The organism is Exiguobacterium sp. s89, from assembly GCF_018617735.1.
Lineage (GTDB): Bacteria > Bacillota > Bacilli > Exiguobacteriales > Exiguobacteriaceae > Exiguobacterium > Exiguobacterium marinum.
In genome coordinates, this window is sequence record NZ_JACSKS010000007.1 from 48927 (window position 1) to 71353 (window position 22427).

Annotated in this window: 16 protein-coding genes; all 16 read right to left on the reverse strand. The window is 48.9% G+C overall.

The genetic code is table 11. The features are described from left to right. Positions 1–27: 27 nt before the first annotated feature. Positions 28–2619 (reverse strand): ATP-dependent chaperone ClpB, encoded by a 2592-nt coding sequence (clpB, locus tag KNO96_RS13365; RefSeq protein ID WP_214701023.1) that lies wholly within the window; start codon positions 2617–2619, stop codon positions 28–30. A gap of 19 nt (positions 2620–2638) precedes the next feature. Next, on the reverse strand, positions 2639–3508 hold the full coding sequence (locus KNO96_RS13370) for a DnaJ C-terminal domain-containing protein (RefSeq protein ID WP_026826871.1): 870 nt from the start codon (positions 3506–3508) through the stop codon (positions 2639–2641). 139 nt (positions 3509–3647) lie between these two features. After that, complete coding sequence (locus KNO96_RS13375; protein ID WP_214704309.1) at positions 3648–4820, reverse strand: CamS family sex pheromone protein; 1173 nt, start codon at positions 4818–4820, stop codon at positions 3648–3650. 130 nt (positions 4821–4950) lie between these two features. Next, positions 4951–6411, reverse strand: coding sequence for an LPXTG cell wall anchor domain-containing protein (locus tag KNO96_RS13380; RefSeq protein WP_214704302.1), 1461 nt, complete (start codon positions 6409–6411; stop codon positions 4951–4953). Between the two features lie 243 nt (positions 6412–6654). Further along, positions 6655–8649 (reverse strand): NAD-dependent DNA ligase LigA, encoded by a 1995-nt coding sequence (ligA, locus tag KNO96_RS13385; RefSeq protein WP_214704300.1) that lies wholly within the window; start codon positions 8647–8649, stop codon positions 6655–6657. A 9-nt stretch (positions 8650–8658) separates the two neighbouring features. After that, entirely contained in the window at positions 8659–10875 is a 2217-nt protein-coding gene (gene pcrA / locus KNO96_RS13390) for a DNA helicase PcrA (protein WP_214704298.1), read from the reverse strand. Between the two features lie 38 nt (positions 10876–10913). Next, positions 10914–11594, reverse strand: coding sequence for a heptaprenylglyceryl phosphate synthase (gene pcrB / locus KNO96_RS13395; RefSeq protein ID WP_214701016.1), 681 nt, complete (start codon positions 11592–11594; stop codon positions 10914–10916). A gap of 90 nt (positions 11595–11684) precedes the next feature. Next, positions 11685–11918, reverse strand: coding sequence for a hypothetical protein (locus KNO96_RS13400; protein ID WP_026826876.1), 234 nt, complete (start codon positions 11916–11918; stop codon positions 11685–11687). A gap of 12 nt (positions 11919–11930) precedes the next feature. Further along, entirely contained in the window at positions 11931–13313 is a 1383-nt protein-coding gene (locus KNO96_RS13405; protein ID WP_026826877.1) for a TrkH family potassium uptake protein, read from the reverse strand. Positions 13314–13348: 35 nt separating this feature from the next. Further along, a complete protein-coding gene (locus KNO96_RS13410; RefSeq protein WP_026826878.1) occupies positions 13349–13654 on the reverse strand; it encodes a YerC/YecD family TrpR-related protein in 306 nt (101 codons plus the stop codon). Between the two features lie 67 nt (positions 13655–13721). Continuing rightward, positions 13722–15464: an adenine deaminase C-terminal domain-containing protein gene (locus tag KNO96_RS13415; protein ID WP_214704297.1), complete on the reverse strand. Its 1743-nt coding sequence runs from the start codon at positions 15462–15464 to the stop codon at positions 13722–13724. 180 nt (positions 15465–15644) lie between these two features. Then, entirely contained in the window at positions 15645–17933 is a 2289-nt protein-coding gene (locus tag KNO96_RS13420; protein WP_214704296.1) for a bifunctional diguanylate cyclase/phosphodiesterase, read from the reverse strand. 90 nt (positions 17934–18023) lie between these two features. Then, complete coding sequence (gene purD / locus KNO96_RS13425; protein WP_214704295.1) at positions 18024–19277, reverse strand: phosphoribosylamine--glycine ligase; 1254 nt, start codon at positions 19275–19277, stop codon at positions 18024–18026. Between the two features lie 14 nt (positions 19278–19291). Then, positions 19292–20812 carry a bifunctional phosphoribosylaminoimidazolecarboxamide formyltransferase/IMP cyclohydrolase gene (gene purH / locus KNO96_RS13430; protein WP_214704289.1) on the reverse strand — a complete coding sequence of 507 codons (1521 nt, stop codon included), beginning with the start codon at positions 20810–20812 and terminating at the stop codon, positions 19292–19294. Beyond that, positions 20809–21387 carry a phosphoribosylglycinamide formyltransferase gene (gene purN / locus KNO96_RS13435; protein WP_026826883.1) on the reverse strand — a complete coding sequence of 193 codons (579 nt, stop codon included), beginning with the start codon at positions 21385–21387 and terminating at the stop codon, positions 20809–20811. The genes purH and purN overlap by 4 nt, the downstream gene beginning before the upstream one ends. After that, complete coding sequence (gene purM, locus KNO96_RS13440; RefSeq protein WP_026826884.1) at positions 21384–22418, reverse strand: phosphoribosylformylglycinamidine cyclo-ligase; 1035 nt, start codon at positions 22416–22418, stop codon at positions 21384–21386. The genes purN and purM overlap by 4 nt, the downstream gene beginning before the upstream one ends. Positions 22419–22427: the final 9 nt, after the last annotated feature.

Below are 22427 nucleotides of genomic sequence, written 5' to 3' on the forward strand. Positions count from 1 at the left end.
GGAATCCAAATTGGACTCCTCTTTTCCTTATGCCTTCACCGTCGAGGGACGTAACGTCAACATTCCGTTTTCGACATCGATGACGACCGTCTGACCGTCTTCGACATCTCCTGCTAGGATGCTGCGGGCAAGTTTCGTTTCAATGGTCCGTTGTACATAACGGTTGATTGGACGGGCACCGAATTGAGGCTCATACGCCTCGTCAGCGACAAACGTTTTCGCCGCATCTGTGATCTCGATATGAATCGAGCGTGTTGTAAGCCGTTCACTCATCCGCCCGACCGCCTTCTCGACAATTTGACCGATTTGATCTTTCGTTAGTGGATGGAACAGAATCGTTTCATCCACCCGATTCAAGAACTCTGGACGGAAGTGACGGCGGAGCTTCTCGATCACTTGACGCTCCTCGTCCTCGTCAATGACCCCATCTTTCGCTGCCTCGAGCAAAATATCTGCCCCGATATTTGACGTCATGATGACAATCGTGTTTTTGAAGTCAACGATTCGACCGTGCGAATCGGTCAATCGCCCGTCATCGAGCAGTTGTAGCAAGATGTTAAAGACATCTGGATGTGCCTTCTCAACCTCATCGAGTAAGAGCACCGAGTAAGGGTTACGACGAACCGCTTCTGTCAACTGACCGCCTTCCTCATAGCCGACGTATCCAGGAGGGGCACCGACAAGACGAGACACGGCGTGTTTTTCCATATATTCACTCATGTCGAGTCGAACGATATGGTCTTCTGAATCAAACATCGCTTCCGCGAGCGCCTTCCCGAGCTCGGTCTTCCCGACGCCCGTCGGTCCGAGGAAGAGAAATGAACCGATTGGACGGTTTGGATCTTTGATTCCTGCACGGGCACGAATGACTGCATCACTGACTAGTCGAATCGCATCGTCTTGACCGAAGACACGTTTGTGCAAGACCGTTTCTAAGTTGAGAAGCTTATCCCGCTCTCCTTCTGTTAGTTTCGTCACCGGGATACCGGTCCATTTCGAGACGACTTCGGCGATTTCTTCTTCCGTCACTTCTTCTCGCACGAGTTCGCGCGTCACGGATCCCGCCAACTGTTCCGCTTCCTCAAGTTCTCGCTCGAGTTCTGGGATGCGTCCATACTTCAACTCGGAGGCCCGGTTTAAGTCATAGCGACTCTCTGCTTCCTGTAACTCGAGACGTACCTTCTCAAGGTCTCCACGGATTTGTTGCACGCGGTGTGTCGATTCTTTCTCATTTTCCCAACGGAGACGTAACGAATCTGATTGTTCCCGAAGCGAAGCTAACTCTTGTTGGAGTGCTTCGAGTCGTTTCATGGAAGCTGCGTCGCTCTCTTTTTTGAGCGCAGCCTCTTCAATTTCAAGTTGCATGACACGACGAACCAACTCGTCAAGTTCCGCCGGCATCGATTCCATTTCTGTCCGAATCATCGCACATGACTCGTCGACGAGATCGATGGCCTTGTCCGGCATGAAGCGGTCGGTGATATAACGGTTTGACAGAACCGCTGCCGCGACGAGCGCGTTGTCGTGGATGCGTACACCGTGGTGAATCTCAAAGCGTTCTTTTAATCCACGCAAGATGGAGACCGTATCCTCGACGTCCGGTTCAGCAACAAGTACTTGTTGGAAGCGACGCTCGAGCGCCGGGTCCTTTTCGATATATTGGCGATACTCGTCTAGTGTCGTCGCACCGATACAATGAAGTTCACCTCGAGCGAGCATCGGTTTTAACATGTTACCGGCATCCATCGAACCTTCCGACTTTCCTGCACCGACAATCGTATGCAGTTCATCAATGAAGAGAATAATCGTACCTTCTGCTTCCTTCACTTCGGATAAGACAGCCTGAAGACGTTCCTCAAACTCGCCACGGTATTTCGCACCGGCGACAAGTGAACTCATATCGAGACTGAAAATCGTCTTATCTTTCAAACTTTCCGGTACGTCGCCTCGAACGATTCGTTGGGCGAGTCCTTCGACGATTGCCGTCTTCCCGACACCCGGTTCCCCGATGAGAACTGGATTATTTTTCGTCTTCCGACTCAAAATCCGGATGACACGACGAATCTCGCTATCACGTCCGATGACCGGGTCAATTTTTCCTGTCTTCACTTCCTGAATGAGGTCGCGTCCATATTTCGTCAACACATCGTACGTCGCTTCGGGCGACTTCGATGTGATACGACGGTTCCCACGCACGGCGACGAGCGCCTCACGAAGATGTTCTTCCGTGATGCCTTGTCGCTCGAGCATCGCCTGCGCTTGACTGTTGTTCAATAAAATACCAAGAAGAATATGTTCGACCGATACGTACTCATCATTCATTCCGGTCGCTTCCCGTTCGGCCGTCGTCAAGACATTTAATAAGGAAGCCGAAATCATCGGTGTCGTTGGATTTTGAAGTTTTGGCGCATTTTTCAAAGATAGCGCGACTTCTCCTTCAATCTCAGACACATTGATCTCCATTTTTTGAAACAATAATGGCGCAATCCCATCCGTCTGTGAAATCATGGACGCCAACACGTGCCATTCATTGATTTCACTATGATGATATTGTTTCGCCAACGCTTGTGAACTGACTATACATTCATGTGCTTTGTCTGTAAATCGATTAAAGTCCATCACGACTCCTCCTTATCCATCAACGTTCAATTTGTTCATAAACAGAACGGTAAGCATCATCAAGCGGCAGATCGACCTCGAGTTGCACGTACAAATCCGACCGTACCTTCGAACCGGTCATAACACCGCGACCCGGAATCCTCATCCGTTGCCCCGGACGACTTCCCGGCTTCACTTTCAGCTTCACTCGCCCTCCGTCGAGCGTCGCAATAATGACGCTCGCTCCGTCTAAAAATTCGAGCGGCCGCAACCGCTTCACGGTCACGATATGCTCCCCTTCACGACGATACGTATCATCATCTGTGAAATGTAGTTCGACATACACGTCTCCTCGGTTACCGGATTGTCCTACCCGACTTCCTTTTCCTTTCAACCGTAACTTCTGCCCTTCATAGGCACCTTGTGGAATCTTGACGTTCACAGTACCTGTCTGAAGACGAAGACTCATTTTCGAGTCTTTTGTAAGCTGGCTGAGCGGGATATTGATCCGAACAGATTCATCTAGATCCTCCTCGACTGCTTGGTCAAAGAAACTGCCGAACATATCTTCAAACCCGAATGTGCGGGAAGTCGTTCGAGACCCACCGCCAAATTGTCGGAATAAATCTTCGAACTGGGCCGATCCTTCCCCGTAAGTTTCTCCGCCACCGCCGAATCCTTGTCCAAACGAAGGCCCATCCGGACTCCCATATCGATCATAATTTGCCTTTTTCTCCGGGTCGCTCAACACGTCAAACGCTTCTTGAATCGACTTGAACCGATCTTGTGCGCCAGAATCTTTATTGACGTCCGGATGGTATTGTTTTGCCAACTTCCGATATGCACGCTTAATCTCTTGCTCCGACGCTCCTTTTGAGACACCGAGCTCATCATAATAGTTTTTAGCCATATGGATTCACCTCACCTATCCCTTTCCCGTTTCTGTTAACTCTATTCTACTCAATTGGTCAAATAAGGTCAAAGGTTATCCTTTCACTTTTCATACGAAAAAAAAGAGAGATTCGTTTCAAAAAACGAACCTCTCTCACTTAGAAGTATACTTTAGGACTATCCATACCATCCTCAAACACAATCGTTACTTCATGGGCTCCACCGAGTGAGGTCACGTTGATTCGGACCGGTACGTTTCGGCTGTATTCCCATCGATTCTCAAGTAAGCCGACAACGTGTTGCGTGAATCCGACGAGTTCGGCACGGCTATAGAACTGGATTGGGATATCGACCTCAAGTCGTGATAAATCTCCATTCTGATAGAAACCCTTCCCAATCATCCCACTGTAGTCTGGGAAGAGATCGGCGATCCGGTCACTGAAGAGCGTAAACTTTTGGGCATCCTCACGCACCTCATTTGTCGCTGTAGCCGATGGGAAGTAGTAATATTTCTCATCGATGGCTTTCCAATCACTTGATGTGACTTCATCTTTCGTTCCGATGTATGCGGATTTGATGTAGTTTCCCGGAGTCGGTGAGCCTTGTGTCGACTTCATGTAAAGTGCAATGTTGATGTCTATTTCTTTAAAGTCTTCCCGTTTTCGTAACTGGTTGACGAGTTCGTTCGCCATCCGTTCGCCTTCTGTGACCACTTTCTTCTGATCGAGCTTGACCGTATATGTCGGTCCATAGTTCGGTGCCTGGAAGACGTACTCACGATTTAAAATGAGTGCGAACGACACACCGCCTAATTGATAACCGCTGTCCTTTTTCGTCATGTAATTCTGTTCCACGATTGAAGCCAGATAAAGTGGTGATTTTTTATTTGCCTCGACAAATTTGTCATCCTCGACTTCAGCCTTCCCATCTGCATACGCCGGGTTTAAAGGCGTTAGTCCGTCTTTACTACCACCTTTTCGTCCAAGCAAACGCGAAACGTCTTCTGCGTTCAGAAGTTGGCCTTCTTGATAGGCGAATTTGTCTGGGGCGAACGCATCCGTCGAATGGCGCATGAGGCCAAGTTCGACTTCTTCAAGCTCTAATGACGAACTGACTTGACGCTGGGCAAGTCCTCTCGCTGCTGCCGCCTTGAATGGAATCACCATCTGATAGTATGAATCACGCGCTTCAATCGCTTGCGTAACACCTTCAGCTGCCGTTTCTTCCCCGGTCGGTGTCGCCTCTTCCTCACCCATCGGTATTTTCATTGAACATCCACTTAACAACAGCGCAGAGGCGATTGTCGGGACGACGAGTTGTTTCCATTTCATCTATGTGTAGCTCCTTTGAACATCGTTTCCTATTTCACTTTGTCCATTATAACAAAATCGTTCCATGAAAAAAGTATCGAAGCGGAATCAGAACAAATCCCTTCTCGCATATACAAGAAGGGATTTCGATTTATGGTTTGGTTGACGGATGTTTGCGACGAATCAACAAGAGAAGTCCGGAGGCAAAAAGTAATGTACCGATCATGGCATGCCACGCGTCATCCGCTTCGCCTGTCATCGGTAGTAAATCTTGCGCGTACGTGTCAGACTCATCAACGTGTTCGACTGGTGGCGCGCCGTTCTCCTGAACGACGATTTTCACGACGGATACATCCTCTGTCTTCACTTCTTGCTGCTGTTTCTTAGACTCTTGTTTCGGTTCTTCTTTTGACGGGACGGCTTGCTTCACTCCCACCGGTACGTCGACGGATCGTGTGACTCCTACATCTTCATTTACTTGAAAGGTGAACGTCGCACGTTGAATCAACTCAGCCCCGGCTCTCACATCATAGGATGGGAAGAGCGGGAGTTCAAAGGAGAACGTCACTTCTTCTTCCGGACCGAACCCGTCTATGAAGGTAGGAATCGCTTCGACTTGCTCCCTGAACCGTCTATTTGCCATGTTTCGTTCTTCTTCTGTCAAAGCACCGTTCGGCCATGTAAGCATAGAGTCAGATAAGAACAAAGTGATTTTCGAGGTGTTGGTGATTGTATACGTGTATCGAACAGGTTCTCCCGGTTGTACGGTCGCCTTCTCACTCGTAGCATTCACTGTAAAATCAGGTTGTTGCAAGAGGATAATTTGCTGACTTTCTGATGTGACGATTCGATCGAATTCATCCACTCCTGTCACGCGAAATAGACTACCAATCTCAGGACCGGTACTGAGCGAATAGTCAGCGGGAATCGATAAGAGCTCTGTCACTTCCACCTGTTCACCAGGAAGGAGTCCGTCATCCCCCATCAATTCATTCAAACGGTCAAAAACACGTTGATTGAACGATTCGACTGATAATTTCCCACTGAAATACTCATGGGACATATTTGTCACCGTCAACGGTGTTTCTCCTGTATTTTCAACGATAAACGTATAGGAAAGTTCACCCCCGACAACAGCTTGGTCGACCCCAGCAATGTTCACCGCCTCGATTGAAAGCACCGGGAGCATCGGTTCAGGCTCCGGTTCTTCTGCTACTGGTTCCGGTTCAATGGTCGAGGTCACTTCCGGTTCTTCGACTACAGATGGCTCTTCTACTTCGACAGGATACAAGTCTGAAATGATATTCGGAGAAAACGTATAAGGGACACCTTCCGCATCATAGAGCGTGATGACGTCAATCAACGAATCATCGACCGACTCCGCATCAATCACGAATCGCCAAATGTCAGCTGATTCACGTACCCCATAAAACGTGATGCCTTCATAAACTAAACTTGATTCGTATAATGTTTCCATTTCCTCGTCCGTCAAATCCACTTGAATATAACGAAACGTTGTTGTATCAGCATGTACGACATGGACGGTAATCAATGTTGAAAGGAACATGAGAATAGTAAATACGGCAACGAAGCGCTGGATGTTGTGTGTCATGATGTTAGTCCCTCCTCTAAGGTGAAAACAGGCGCACGAATCGACTTCGTCCTGAATGGAGACTTTCATCACGTAGAGGAATGAGAGGGATATGTGTGTGAAAGTCCTGATGTCTAAGGGTTCTCTCGCAAAAATATATTAACATTTTGATTTAGTTAATCTATACCCCTCGAACGCTTGTGCGAACCTGCTCAATCCCATTTATTTCCGAAAAAACAAAAAACGTTCGCCGAAGCGAACGTCTTACGCCTGTTCGTTTATAAAGTCGAGCAGCTTAGCCTCATCCCATACTTCGATTCCGAGGGATTCGGCTTTCGCCAGTTTCGAACCTGCCTTTTCACCGGCAACGAGTAAATCTGTGTTTTTGCTCACACTTCCTGTCACACTCGCACCGAAAAGTTCAAGCTGCTTCCCAGCTTCGCCACGTGTCATCTCATGTAATTTCCCCGTCAATACGACCGTCTTACCAGATAAAGGAGCACCTTCGGTCGTCGGACGTTTCGTCCCTTTGAACGATAGGTTCACATCCGATTCACCCAATTCACTGACGAGTTCACGCGCTTCTGGTTTTTCAAAGTAGAGGACAATCGACTCGGCCATCTTCGTCCCGATGCCATCAATCGACGTCAGTTCTTCGACCGTCGCCTTGATGATCGCCTCCATCGTCTCAAATCGTTCTGCAATCAAAGAGGCTGCCTTTTGACCGACGAGACGAATTCCGAGGGCGAAGAGCACCCGTTCGAGCGAATTTTGTTTCGACTGGTCAATCGCCGAGAGTAGGTTCGTCACCGACGTCTCTCCCATGCGTTCGAGTCTGAGCAGGTCATCCCGATTGAGGCGATATAAGTCCGCTACGTTATGGACGAGGTCCGCCTCATGGAGTTGCGTGATCACTTTCTCACCGAGTCCGTCGATATTCATCGCCTGCCGTGAGACGAAATGAATGAGTCCTTCGAGCAATTGGGCCGGACACTCTGGGTTGACGCAGCGATGATCGGCCTCACCTTCAAGGCGAATCAGTTCGGATTCACATGCTGGACAATGGGTCGGAAATTCAATCACTCGTTCATCTCCGCTCCGTTCACTCGCAATTGCTGAGACAACTGCCGGAATGACATCTCCCGCTTTTTTAATGACGACCCGATCACCGATATGAAGATCTTTTTCCTTTATAAAATCTTCATTGTGAAGTGTCGCATACGTCACCGTCGACCCTGCTACAGATACTGGAGAAAAACGTGCCCGCGGTGTGACTTTCCCCGTACGACCGACACTGAAATCGACGTCTTCGATTGTCGTCACGACTTCTTCTGCCGGGAACTTATAGGCGACGGCCCAACGTGGACTTTTCGCTGTGAAGCCGAGTTGTTCCTGTTCTTCGTACCCTGCGACTTTAATGACAATCCCATCGATTTCATAAGGGAGTTCGCCACGTTTCGTCACGTACGTTTCAATATAATCCCATAGTTCATCGGCCGTTTTGCACGTCGTGTAGTCTCCGCTCACAGCGACTCCGAGTCGTTTCAAATAATCGAGCGACTCGTCATGCGACGCGACGAGATCGTCTTGCGACACCAAACCGTATGCAAAAAATGCCAAGTTTCGAGATGCTGCTATTTTCGAATCGAGTTGCCGGAGTGAACCGGCCGCTGCGTTTCTCGGGTTTGCGAACAATGGCTCACCGACCCGTTCTCGTTCATCATTCAACTGTTCGAACGAACGCTTCGGCATATACGCCTCACCTCGGACCTCAAACGTTGCGTCCTCTTTCAAACGAAGTGGGATCGAACGAATCGTCTTCAAGTTTTGTGTGATATCTTCACCTGTCGTTCCGTCCCCTCGCGTCGCGCCTCGCACGAGACGACCATTCTCATATTTTAAAGAGACGGCGAGTCCATCAAACTTCAGTTCCGCCACGAAGGTCGGTGTATAGCCGAGGTCCTTCTCGATTCGTTCCACCCATTCCACGAGTTCCTCTTTCGAGAATACATTGCCTAGTGAGAGCATCGGTGTATCGTGGGTCACTTTGACGAAGGCATCAAGAGGCGCCCCTCCGACGCGTTGTGTCGGAGAATCCGGTGTCCGTAGTTCAGGGTAGTCTGTCTCGATTTGAATCAGTTCGTTCATCAAACGATCATACTCCGAGTCCGGGACGCTCGGACGGTCGAGCACGTAATACTCGTATCCGTATTGATTTAACGTTTTACGCAATTCTTCTACGCGTTCTGCCATCTCCATATTCTCACCTCACGCTTTTTCAATCGGGGCAAATTTGGCCAACAAACGCTTAATCCCGACTTCAGGAAACGCGATGTCGACTTCGACTTGATCGCCTTCACCACGCGTCTGGACGACCGTCCCTTGCCCCCATTTTTTATGATTCGCTTTGTCACCAACTTGCCATCCGAGCGTTTCGGCGCCAGACGATTGGGCGAGCTTTGGCTTCGGTTTCGAACTAAAACCGTTCACTGGCAACTTTCCAGGTGATTCGACAGGGTTCCATGGCATTGGTTTTCTTGCCTTTCCGGACCGTTCTAACAACGTTTCCGGTAATTCATGCAGGAACCTTGATTCCGGGTTGTTTTGGAATCGCCCGTACAGCATCCTAGACTGTGCACGTGTCAAATAGAGACGCTTCTCGGCACGCGTTATGCCGACATATGCAAGACGCCGCTCTTCTTCCATTTCCTCTTCGTCGTTCAATGCCCGACTATGCGGGAACAGCCCCTCTTCCATTCCAATCAGGAAGACGACCGGGAACTCGAGTCCCTTCGCCGAGTGCAGCGTCATCAACGTGACTTGATGCGATTCATCGACTTCATCAAGTGAATCCAAATCGGACACGAGCGTCAAATCGGTGAGGAAGGCGACCACTGTCTGTTCATCACTTTCTTTCTCGAAATTTTGAGCCACTGACAGGAATTCTTGTAAGTTCTCAAGTCGGCTTTCCGCTTCGAGCGTTTTCTCAATTTTGAGCATGTCTTCATATCCCGTCTTCTTCAATATTTCTTCGACGAGTTCTGAAATCGAGAGATAGTCAGCCATTTGCCGTAAGTCCATCATCATTTGACGGAAGTCCGCAAGTTTCGTCGCCGTGCGTGGCGCAATCCCTGATAATTCGATGTCACGAATCGCATCCATAAGCGAAACACCCTGCATATCTGCAAAGTCACCTAACTTATCGACTGTGGCGGCCCCAATACCTCGTTTTGGTTCGTTGACGACACGAACGAATGAGATATCTTCGTCCGGGTTGGCAATCAAACGCAAATAGGCCAAAACATCCTTAATTTCTTTACGTTCATAGAATTTTGTTCCGCCGACCATTTTGTACGGGATATTGGACTTGAGGAGCATCTCCTCGAGACCACGAGACTGGGCGTTCGTCCGGTAAAGGACTGCCATCTGGCCGTAGTCCATCCCTTCCATCTTCAGCTCTTTCATCTGATTCATGATGAAGAACGCTTCGTCGCGATCATCTGAAGCGACGTGCAGCAAGAGCTTCTCCCCTTCGTCGTTTTCCGTCCACAAATTCTTGTCTTTACGCGAAGCGTTGTTCTTGATGACGCCATTCGCTGCTTCCAAAATTCGTTTCGTCGAACGATAGTTTTGTTCGAGTAAGATGACACGGGCACTCGGGTAGTCTTTTTCAAACGTCAAGATGTTGGCGATATCGGCACCGCGCCAACGATAGATGGACTGATCCGAGTCCCCGACGACACACAAGTTCTCATGTGCCTGCGCAAGGAGTTTGACGAGCGTATATTGGGCACGGTTCGTATCCTGATACTCGTCGACATGGATGTATTTGAACTTCTTTTGATAGAACGCCAACACGTCTGGCGCTTCTTGGAATAAGTGAATCGTCTTCATAATCAAGTCATCGAAGTCGAGCACGTTATTTTGTTTCAACTTTTTCTCATAAGCCGTATAGACATCTGAGATGATGCGCTCATACGGATTATTTCCGACAAGGGCGGCTGCATCTTTCGCCGTACGCAATTCGTTTTTATGGTTCGAAATCATCCCGAGTAATGTACGTGGCTCATACTTCTTCGGATCGAGGTTCAATTCTTTGAGTACTTGTTTGATCGCCATCAACTGGTCTGAGGCATCTAGAATGGAAAAGCTCCGCTCATAGCGGATACGGTCGATATCCCGTCGTAAAATCCGGACACACATGGAGTGGAATGTGGAAATCCAAATGTCTTCCGCGACTCCACCGACAAGACGCGCAATCCGGTCTTTCATTTCTCGTGCAGCCTTGTTCGTGAACGTGATGGCCAAAATGTTCCAAGGCGCCACTTGCTTGGCCGCCATCAAATAAGCGACACGATGTGTTAAGACACGAGTTTTTCCCGATCCGGCACCCGCCATGATCAAAAGTGGACCATCGGTATGTTTGACGGCTTCTGCCTGTTCCGGGTTCATACCTTTGACTAATTCTTCGCTAAGGTTATACATAATCGTTTCCTTCCTTGTTCCAAACGTTTGTTCTTATTTTATCGGAGTGCTCGCACAGTCGCAAGTGCTCCTGCTAAGTCTTCGTAAATGATATTGCCGACGACGATCGTGTCGGCATGTGCACCCATCAAACGGGCCGAATCTTCCCCGTCGATGCCACCTCCGTAGAAAAGGTGCGCTTTTGGGAGCGCCAATCGAATTTCTTTTACGACATCGAGGTCTCCGAGCCGTCCGCTATATTCGATATAGAGTGAGGGGAGGTGGAATAAGTGATGACCTGTTTCAGCATACGCCACGGCCTCTTCTAGCGACAAGTCACACTTCGACTCTGTCACTTCAGCGACTTTTGCGTCCGCGTTTAAGACGAGATAGCCTTGGGCCGTGACATGACGTGGATCAAAAAAATGACCATATCGTTCAAACGCCCGAGCCTGGTGTCCGATGATCCATTCCGGAGTTCCTGCATTGAGCACGGTCGGTACGAAGTAATGATCAAATCCGTGGATGACTTGACTCGGATGACTGATTTCGAGCGCGACAGGTATTCCGGCATCTCGGACTCTCGCATAGAGCGCAAATGTATTCTCTGCATCGACCCCGTCCGTCCCGCCAATCAAAAAGGCGTCGGTTCCCGAATGAATGAGCGCACGGAGCGCTTCATCCGTGAGGGGTTTGTTCGGATCTAATTTAAACACATGGCGCCATGACAGAAATTTCAACTTGTTCCCTCCCAACGAATCCTTCTCTAGTGTATCGATTTTTCTTATCACTTGCATCTCCTCAATATAAAAAAGACTTGCCGAAGCAAGTCACGAACGTGCCGTACGATTCTGTTCCCGATCCGTCAGCCATTTTGCAATAAGCAGTGCAAATAAACCATATACCGGGACAAACCAGAGCGGATTCGCTAAAAAGAATCCGAGCACTGGGATGTCGAGTAACGGGGAGTCCGGCGAACAGAGTGCCGTTCCATTAACGACCGCGATGAACGGCAGTACTGGAACGATAAAGACATATCCAAAGTTAATCCAAAAAGCTTTCATATGACAATCTCCTTATCCTAAGATAATCGATTCTTTCGGATAGTTATACATCCGCTTCGGCTGTCTCCGTTGCAAGATGAGAATGAAGGCGATGACACCGATTCGACCGATGAACATGAGAACCGTCAGCACCCATTTTCCAACGTTACTAAATTCAGAAGATAAACCGACAGACAGTCCTGTCGTTCCGAACGCCGAACATGCCTCGAATAAGATTCGTGTCAATGAGGCATCTTCAAAGTAAGCCATGACCATGACCCCGGACAATAGGACGGCGAGCGAAACGGTAATGATGACGAACGCTTTCCAAATGTCTTCAAGAACGATCTCACGACCGAAAATTTTAATTGACGAGTCTCCACGAATAAACGCGACGACCCCGAGAACAGCCACGGCAAACGTTGTTGTTCGAATCCCGCCACCGACAGACGATGGTGAGGCTCCGATGAACATAAGAATCGACAATAACAGCATGCTCGCTTCCGAGAACAAGTTGACGTCGACTGTCGATAATCCACCGTTACGTGTCGTCACGGACTGGAACAATGAATCTGAGAACGCAAGCCATAACGGCAAATCTTTGAAGGCATTGTTGTACTCGAAGAAGAACAATCCGACCGTCCCGACGGCAATCAAGATAAAGAATGTCGTGACCGTCAATTTGGTGAACAATGAGAACCGACTCGGGAACGTATGACGCTTCCGTGTGATTCGGCTCACCAAGTATGTCCGAATCTCAACGAGTACCGGGAATCCGATGGCACCACCTGTCATAAGCGCAATTTGCGTGAAGATAACAAACGGGTCTTCACGGAACGGCGCGAGCGAACTCCCGGTAATATCAAATCCGGCGTTCGTCGTCGCACTGACGGATCCGAATAAGCCTTGTAAGAAGGCTTCTCCGGCGGTATCAAAATAATTTAAGTAATGGACCCCGAGTAAGACGGCACCGACCGCCTCAATGGCAATAACGGTGATGACGATTTCTGTGATGTATTTGACAATACCAGACATCGATGTCTGGTTTTGGTCACGTAAAATCAGTTGTCGCTCCCGGAACCCGATCCGCTTCCCAAGCAAAATCCACATAATGACGTGCAGACTGATCAACCCGACACCACTCACTTGGACGATGAACAAAATGATAAATAAGCCGAACGTGGAAAACGTGTCGGTGACCACGATTGGCGTTAGCCCAGTGACACTGACACAACTCACCGCAAAGAAGACAAGGTCAGTAAACGTAATCGTCACACCGGGTTTATGGGCAATCGGTAAGGCGAGGAGCAAAACTGATAAAATCGCTGCCGCACTATAAATTAACACGAGTGTTTGAACCGGTGTTAAATTTCGAAAGAACAATTGTAAGTTCCGTTTCATGAATTTCTGTTGCATCTCGCCCCTCCCCTCCATCAAAAACAAGATGACTCTTAAGAGTCACCTTTTGTTTGTTGTAGACGTTCAAGAGCGAGGTCGTATCCGCCTGTCCCATAGTTCAAGCATCGCTTCACACGTGAAATCGTGGCCGTCGAGGCGCCTGTCGCGTCCTCAATTTTATGATACGTGTTTCCTTCACGTATTTGCCGCGCCACTTCCAGTCGTTGCGCAAGTGCTTGAATTTCATTGACAGTCGCTAAATCTTCGAATAATTGATAACAGTCTTCGAGCGTATCGAGCTTCAAAATTGCCTCAAACAATTGATCAAGCTCTCGACCTCTTAATTTATCGAGTTGCATCCGCAAGCATCCTCTCTACTCATACTTCTTTACTATTCTAAAGCAGGGGCGCCTTGGACTCAACTATTCATCGCAAAATCGCAGGAAATAGTACTTGTTTTTTCATGACTTCGTAAATGCCGAGCGGTGTTGCGCGAACATACGGCAAGTGTGTGGATGCTAAAAACAGTAATGTATAAATCGGATCCTCAAACTGATAACCCCTTGCCACGAGCTCCTCGCGTAGCTGTTTCTCTTGACCGATGAGAGTGTCGAGTGGTTCCGTCGAGGTCATTCCACAGAGCGGTAATGGAATCTCGGCAACGATTTTCCCTTTATCGACAAGCACGATACCTCCTCCGAGTTCTTTCATCCGTTCGAACGCCTGCAACATGTCTTGTTTACATTTACCTAAAATCAAATAGTCCCCGCTGATTGAATACGAACTGACAAGTCCCCCGAAATCTCGGGCAAATCCTTTCAGCACCGTGTTCAATCGCCATTTCCCTTCTTTATCAAGCAACATGAGGAACGATTCGTCTCCATCACGCGGTAATTCGTCTTGACCCGTGTCATGCGTAATTTTAAACAGTTTCATGATGACCGAGTTGACCATGTCGAGTCCGACCGGCATGCTGAATGACAAATCTTGTGGCGTCAGCTCGATAGAAACGTCTGTCGATGGCATTTTGTCAAGAACCGCTTCCACTAATTCGTTCGGGAATAACGATACGCCATCACGGTAAATCCACTGACCTTTCGCGATGACTGCTGTCGGTCGGGGCTCCTCGATTGCATCGAGGATATTCAAGTGGGCGATGCGTCCCGGGGCAATAGAGCCTAGAATGTGATCGAGGTCAAAATGACGCGCTACGTTGTGAGAAACGATCCGGTACGCCTCAACGGCCGGTAGTCCTTCTTCTATCAAAATTTGGACGAGGGCGTCTTGCATGCCGTCTTCATAAAAGCCTGGTGTCGAACCGTCCGTCGTCACCATGAGGTGATCGAACGCCGTCAATCCGTTCGCCAATAGGTCACGAATCATCCCCGGCAAGTCCGGTCGGATGGAAGAATGGCGAAGCGTTGTTGTATAACCTAATTCAAGTCGATTGAGCGCCTCTTCTGCCGTCATTGCCTCATGGTCGCTGTGCACTCCCATCAACGCCATTTTAGTCAATGTCTTGGGCGACGCTCCCGGGAAGTGGCCTTCGACCGGCAGTCCGCACGTCTCGGCATCGAGCATCCATTGGAGCATCTCATCATCGCCCTTCATTGCGCGTGGCCATGCCGTCAGTTCACCTGCCATCACGACATCCGGATGATTAAACCACTCATGGATACGTTCTGAGTCGACAGCGACACTCTCCCGATCAAGTTCGGTTTGTGTGTCAAGTCTTGCCCACCAATACGTACTCGTCGGCAGCTGCTGAATCGCTTCTAACTGCGCAAACGCTTGCTCTTTTTCTTGTAAAAAAAGCAGCATGTTGTCATTAACGAGAGTCGTCGTTCCGCGTTCCCCAGCATATTTTGACAACGTCGCCGGATTGTACAATTGGAATGGATGAGCGTGTGGTTCGATATAACCAGGCACAATATATTTCCCTGACACATCGACCGTCTCGACTGCTGATTCCGGTAAGTCTGGACCGACATAAACGATACGATCTCCTTCAATCCAGATGTTCGCAGTTTTCCATTGTTTCACGTATACGTTCAAATACGTCGCATTTTTTAAGACGAGCGAAGGTGGCCGTACTCGATCAACGACTTCGATTTGTGAACGAATCATCACTTTAGACCACGGTGCCCGCGCCGTTCTTTTTATTGGCATCGAACCCAATCCTCCCTTTTCTCTTTCAATGCTATTAAAAAATAGTTTTGAAAGCGTTTTCTTCACCTGTTTCAAGTTTACCTTTTCTCTGAAAGGGTCGCAAGTTATGTTCACTATTGTAACAAAATTCACATATATTTTTCACAAAAAAGCGACTCTTCTTCTGAAGAATCGCCTAGATCAAATTTGTGTCATGACAGTTTTTCGCAAGTAGTGATGCAATTGGTCAATTGGAATTGGTTTACTGTAATGATATCCCTGAATGAGCGAACTACTATATTCTAATACGAATGCAAGTTGTTCCGGTCGTTCGACTCCTTCTGTGACGATATCGAGTTCCAGCGTTTGGAAGGTTTGATAAAGCCCTTCTAACAAGGCGCGGTCAAACTTGTTCTCCGGAATCCCTTTGACGAAGTTTTGATCAATTTTAATAATATCAAGACGTAGCGATTGCAAGTATGACAAAGAAGACGTTCCGACCCCGAAATCATCGAGTGATATTTTTACCCCGATCACTTTTAACGCTTGGATAAACTGTTGAAGTTCATACACGTTCCCACCGACTTCACTTTCTGTGATTTCTACATGCAGTCGGTGTGGATGGAATCCCGTATCGGTAAGCGTTTCTTCCAATGTCTCTAAAAAGGAACCATCTAAAATTTGACGTTTTGATACGTTGATTGATAAAAATAAATCAAAACGCTCTGCATACTCCTGAATCTCGGTAATAGCCCGGACAAGTACCCACCGTCCCACATCCGAGATGAGTCCAAGTTGTTCTGCTACCGGAATAAAAACGCTCGGGGAGACGAACCCTTTCTGCGGATGATGCCAGCGAATCAATGCTTCTACGCCCATCACCTGAAATGGTTGGGGAGATACGATTGGTTGATAGTACAGTTCAAATTCATCATGGTGTAACGCATGACGTAAATCCCGCTCCATCTCGAGTGTCTGCAAGTAATGACTCCCATCTTCAATGTCTTGATAGGAGATAATGTTATCTTTCCCTGACGCTTTGACCTCATGTAAGACGACGTCAAGACGTGCCATCATCACCTCATAGGAGTGATGTGACGGTTCCCTCAATTCATCAATTCCAATACTTAAGGTCAGATGGTTCATTCCTTGCTTCAGACCCCATTCGCGTAAATCTTTCACTAACTGATTGGCGATAATCATGAGTTCTTCAGTCGTCCATTCCGAATGAATCAAGATGAACTCATCCGCTCCGATTCTTGCCACGAAGCCATCCTCTTTATAAAACATTAAACGAGAGGCAAAGAACGTAAGCATCGCATCCCCCGTACGCTGACCAAATTGGTCGTTGATCCGCCGGAAGTTGTCGAGATCGATTCCCATCACACCAATCGAGCGGGTCGTATCCGGTAAATTCATGAACATTTCCTCGACCGCCAAGCGGTTCGGGAGACGTGTTAAGGAATCTCGAAAGGCACGTGTCAACGACTCTTTTTGTGTCTGCTCTAATGCATCGAGTACCTCATTCATACTGATTGCCATTTCTTCAATCTCGTCTTGTTTATGGGGATGTAGATGGATCCGTAAACGACTATTTCGTTCCTTCGTGATCCACTTCAGTTCTTTGACGATGCCCATTAGACGTTTTGTAATGATTTGATTCACCGTCCAAAACAGAGTCAACAATAAACCAAGACCGAGAACGAGGAGTCCGAACATGCCGGTTTCTAACATCGTCTGAGTGTTTGTATAGTACGTGCGCTTCACCGAGAAATTGACTTCCCAGTTCGCATCTTGATAAATCGATTGCAGTGGTAAAGAGACGCGGGCAAACCGACTGTCTTGTTCAATCGTCAGCCGTTGATGAGCGAGCGGGCTAATGGATAGTTTCGTTTTTGCTTGTGCACTCATCGCCGCCATGAAGTCCGGACCGATTTTTTGAATGATTACAAGCGTACCACTAGGTTCACCCGTTCCATCACTTTTTACAATCGGATGGCTCATGAAGACCACAGGGCCGAAGTCGGTACCGTATACCGCACTTTGTGTCATACCAGTCGAGTTGACGTAGCGTAACAAATCATTTGTGAAGGCGCTCTTCTCTTCTGCCTTTTCTAACTCATAAATCTGATTAAATTCGGAGTAGACTACCTCTCGATTTTTGTCGAGGAAAATCATAGCCCCGATCCCTAAATTTTCTAAGGTTTCTTCCCCCATATTATTTTCGACAAAAGTATCATTCTCGTTCTGCACGAAATCATAGGCATTCGTCCAGACTGACCAGTCGACAAGAATCCGTTCGAGCATGAGACGGTGATTGGCGAACACTTCCGAAACACTCTCGATTTGATCGCGGGTCATCGCCTTGTCCTGTTCAATACTTTTCTCTACAAAATACGGTTTGATGACAAATAAAATGACACCGATGAAGAGTACGATGTTCACGGCAATTGCAATAAATAGTTTTGATTGAACACGCAGGCCGACCACCTTCTTTCTCCGAGCTACTTTACTATTGTAAAACAGGATATCGGTATTTCCTTTTTTTCGCATGAAAAAAAGGATGGGTTGACCCATCCTTCAAATAATCTGTGTGAACGCTCGTGATCCGATATCGGTTCGGTGGAACGTTTCCGGTAAATCGAGTAGTGAGATTGCTTCATATACCACTGTCTTCGCTTCAAGTAGCGTCGGTCTCGTCGCAGTCACGATGAGTAAGCGACCGCCGTTTCCAATGACTTGATCGTCCTGCCTCACCGTTCCGGCGTGGAAAACGAGGACGTCCTGTGGGAGCGATTCAAATCCCGATAGCACTTGACCCGTGATAGGGCGTTCCGGGTATCCCTTCGCCGCAATGACGACACCCATCGTATATCCGTCGCTCCACTCGATCGGATACGGTTCTTGACGAATGACCGCTTCAATCACGTCAAGGAGCGGCGATTTCAAGTTCGGCACGATGGCCTCTGTTTCCGGGTCACCGAAGCGCGCATTGAATTCGATGACTTTCGGTCCGTCAGATGTCAAGATAAGCCCGGCATACAAGAATCCCTCAAACGGGGTACCACGCTTGACCATCGTTTGTGCGAGCGGCTCTAACACCGTCTTCACCGCTTCTTGATACACATTCTCTACCAAATGAGGCATTGGGCTATAAGCACCCATCCCACCCGTATTCGGTCCCGCGTCGCCGTCATAGGCGCGTTTATGATCTTGAGAGGTAACCATCGGAATGACGTGCTCTCCCGAGACGAACGCCATGAGTGAAAATTCCTCTCCCTCGAGAAACTCTTCAATGACGACTTGTGACTGTTGCCCAAATTTATCCGTCGTGAAGATATCGCGTACCGCAGCTTCAGCTTCTTCCACAGTGAACGCAACCGTGACTCCTTTACCGGCTGCCAGTCCATCCGCCTTGACGACGAGGGGTGCCCCAAGCTTCTCGATATAGGCAAGCGCGGATGTCGCGTCCGTGAACGCCTCGTACGCTGCTGTCGGAATCCCGGCTTCCATCATGATTTCTTTTGCGAAAGCCTTGCTTCCCTCTAATAAGGCAGCGGCTTTCGTTGGTCCAAAGATGTTCAACCCTTTGTTGCGGAACGTGTCGACGACTCCTGCCATGAGCGATGACTCAGGTCCGACAATCGTCCATTCCATCTCTTTCTCTTCTGCAAAATGAACAAGCGCCTCAACGTCCGTTTCATTGATTGACACACACGTCATACCTTCCATGAAATCGTTGCCCGGTGCAACGAAGACGTTGTGCCCGTCTTGTTTCAACTTCCACGCGAGCGCATGCTCGCGTCCTCCTCGACCGATGACCAATACGTTCATGACGCGCACCCCTCTCAGTGTTTAAAGTGTCGAACTGACGTGAATACCATCGTGATTCCGTGTCGGTTCGCCGCTTCGATTGACTCTTCGTCACGAATCGACCCGCCTGGTTGGATGATGGCCGTGATTCCTGCAGCAGCTGCCGCTTCGACCGTATCGGCCATCGGGAAGAAGGCGTCACTCCCGAGAGCTGCGCCTGTCGCGCGTTCCCCGGCTTGTTCGAAGGCGATTTTTGCTGCGCCGACGCGGTTCATCTGTCCGGCACCGATTCCAATCGTCGTTTCATCTTTGGCGACGACAATGGCGTTCGACTTGACGTGCTTGACGACACGCCATGCAAGTTTCAAGTCTTCCCATTCCGCTGCGGTCGGGCGACGATCCGTCACGATTTGGCATGAGGCATCATCGAGTGTCATGTCATCCCCGTCTTGTACGAGCAATCCTCCGGCGACAGCCGTTAAGCACATGCCTGTCATATGTCCCATATCGAGCGTCAACAAACGAAGATTCTTCTTCTCTTTCAATCGGTCAAGTGCTGCCTCACTAAAGGAAGGTGCGATGATGATCTCTAAAAAGATGTTGCGAAGGGCATCAGCCGTCTCAAGATCGACTTCACGGTTCAAAGCGACGATTCCGCCAAAGATCGAGACCGGATCAGCGGCATGGGCGCGTTCGAACGCTTGAGAAATCGTCCGTCCGACCGCCACACCACATGGATTCATATGTTTCACGACGACCGCAGCCGGTTCATTCAACTCACTGAGTGCTTCAAGTGCTGCGTTCGTATCCTGAATGTTGTTATACGAGAGTTCTTTCCCGTGAAGCTGTGTCGCATTCGCAAGTGTCATGCCGTCGTATAATGGTGTCTTATAAAATGCAGCTTGTTGGTGCGGATTCTCACCGTAACGAAGGTCCTGTACTTTCTCATACGTAACCGTCAATTGCTCTGGGAACGTCTCCTCGATTTGACGACCTAAGTAGTCGGCAATCAACGCATCATAGGCAGCCGTATGACGGAACGCTTTCGTTGCGAGACGTTGACGCATCTCAAACGATGTACCGCCTCCACGCACTTCATCGGCGACAAGTGTGTAATCACTTGGGTCAACGACGACCGTGACGCTTGCATGGTTTTTCGCAGCCGAACGTAACATGCTCGGTCCACCGATATCGATATTTTCAATCGCTTCTTCATAGGTCGTGTTCTCTTTCGCAATCGTCTCTTTGAACGGATACAGATTGACGACGACATAGTCAATCGGTTCGATGTGATGATCTTTCATTTGGGAGACATGCGTATCAAGGTCGCGACGTCCGAGAAGTCCACCGTGAACGAGTGGGTGCAACGTCTTGACACGACCGTCTAACATCTCCGGGAACGATGTCACTTCCGAGATGTTTTTGACCGGTAATCCCGCCTGTTGGAGGGCTGCCTCGGTCCCACCTGTCGAGATGAGTTCGATGCCCGCCTCATGTAAGACGGTCGCTAGTTCAACAATGCCTGTTTTATCAGAAACACTTAATAATGCTCTCACTTGAAAACCTCCTGTTGATTCAACACTTGTTGTAATACGCGCGGATACAATTGATGTTCAATCGCTTGAATACGTCGTGTCGCCTCGGTGCGGTCGCACCCTTCAATCTCGACGGATGCTTGTGCGATGATTGGACCCGTGTCCATCCCCGAATCCACATAATGAACGGTCGCACCACTTTTCGGTACGTTTGCGTCAAGCGCCTGACCGATTGCATCTTTCCCCGGAAACGCAGGTAAGAGTGAAGGATGAATATTTAAAATGTTGTTCGGATATGCGGATAGTAACACATTTCCAATCAAGCGCATATACCCTGCCAACACGATATAGTCCACTTGAAGCGAATTGAGAAGGACGAGGATTTCTTCCTCGAACTCCTCTTTAGACGCATACGACTTCGGTGTAAAGGAAAAGCTCGGGATGTTGTAACGCTCCGCACGTTCGAGAACCGTCGCTGCTGGTTTGTCCGTCACGAGCAACACGCATTCGGCTGACAATTGTCCATCGACGATTGCCTGCCAAATCGCTTCGGCGTTACTCCCCGATCCTGACGCAAAGATGGCAAATCGTTTCATTGGTCCACTCCTGAGATTCGGATTCCTAGACGACTTTCGACTTTCCCGATTCGGTGCGCTGTCTCCCCGACACGTTCGAGCGCCGCTTCGATCAATTCCACATCTTCGGCACGTACCGTAATCATGTAACCGATTCCCATATTGAAGACGTTGAACATTTCCTGTTTCGAGATGTTTCCGACTTGTTCGAGCCAGTCGAATACAGGAAGGCTTGGCCAACTCGACGCATCAAACGTGATCCCAAGACCTTCCGGTAACATACGAGGGACATTCTCATAAAAGCCGCCGCCTGTGATATGTGCCATTCCTTGAACTTTACCTGTCGAAATCGCCGCCTTCGCCGCTTCGGCGTAAATCCGTGTCGGGAGAAGCAAAGCGTTCCCAAGTGTCGTATCAAGCATCGCAATCTCATCCGTATAGTGGAGGCCTTGCGCTTCGACGATATGACGAACGAGGGAGAAACCGTTCGAATGGACACCGGAAGAAGCGAGTCCAAGGACAATGTCTCCCGCTTGAATCGTCGAACCATCGAGCAAGTCTTCTTTCTCAACGACACCGACCGCAAATCCGGCGATATCATATTCGCCATCCGTGTACATCCCTGGCATCTCAGCCGTTTCACCACCGACGAGGGCGCATCCCGCTTGGACACATCCTTCAGCGACACCGGCGACGATGCGCTCAAGCTTGGCCGGTTCTGCTTTTCCTGTCGCAATATAGTCGAGGAAATAGAGCGGTTCTGCTCCATGCACGAGACAATCGTTGACGCACATGGCGACACAATCGATTCCAATCGTATCATGCTGGTCGAGTGCGAACGCCAATTTCAGTTTCGTCCCGACCCCATCGGTCCCGCTCACGAGAATCGGATGTTTCATGTTCATCGAACCGAGGTCAATCATCGCTCCGAAACTGCCGAGACCGGTCATCACTTCCGGACGCATCGTCCGGGCGACATGACGTTTCATACGGGATACGGCCTCGTACCCTGCTTCTAAATTCACACCCGCTTGTTCATATCGAACGCTCATCGCTTTTCC

Excerpts from the sequence above, each read along its gene's own strand:
- purM (WP_026826884.1), bottom strand. The coding sequence starts at position 22,418 with ATGAGCGTTCGATATGAACAAGCGGGTGTGAATTTAGAAGCAGGGTAC.
- KNO96_RS13380 (WP_214704302.1), bottom strand. The coding sequence starts at position 6,411 with ATGACACACAACATCCAGCGCTTCGTTGCCGTATTTACTATTCTCATG.
- KNO96_RS13400 (WP_026826876.1), bottom strand. The coding sequence starts at position 11,918 with ATGAAAGCTTTTTGGATTAACTTTGGATATGTCTTTATCGTTCCAGTA.
- KNO96_RS13375 (WP_214704309.1), bottom strand. The coding sequence starts at position 4,820 with ATGAAATGGAAACAACTCGTCGTCCCGACAATCGCCTCTGCGCTGTTG.
- ligA (WP_214704300.1), bottom strand. The coding sequence starts at position 8,649 with ATGGAGATGGCAGAACGCGTAGAAGAATTGCGTAAAACGTTAAATCAA.
- clpB (WP_214701023.1), bottom strand. The coding sequence starts at position 2,619 with ATGGACTTTAATCGATTTACAGACAAAGCACATGAATGTATAGTCAGT.
- KNO96_RS13405 (WP_026826877.1), bottom strand. The coding sequence starts at position 13,313 with ATGCAACAGAAATTCATGAAACGGAACTTACAATTGTTCTTTCGAAAT.
- purN (WP_026826883.1), bottom strand. The coding sequence starts at position 21,387 with ATGAAACGATTTGCCATCTTTGCGTCAGGATCGGGGAGTAACGCCGAA.
- KNO96_RS13415 (WP_214704297.1), bottom strand. The coding sequence starts at position 15,464 with ATGCCAATAAAAAGAACGGCGCGGGCACCGTGGTCTAAAGTGATGATT.
- pcrA (WP_214704298.1), bottom strand. The coding sequence starts at position 10,875 with ATGTATAACCTTAGCGAAGAATTAGTCAAAGGTATGAACCCGGAACAG.
- KNO96_RS13370 (WP_026826871.1), bottom strand. The coding sequence starts at position 3,508 with ATGGCTAAAAACTATTATGATGAGCTCGGTGTCTCAAAAGGAGCGTCG.
- purD (WP_214704295.1), bottom strand. The coding sequence starts at position 19,277 with ATGAACGTATTGGTCATCGGTCGAGGAGGACGCGAGCATGCGCTCGCG.
- KNO96_RS13410 (WP_026826878.1), bottom strand. The coding sequence starts at position 13,654 with ATGCAACTCGATAAATTAAGAGGTCGAGAGCTTGATCAATTGTTTGAG.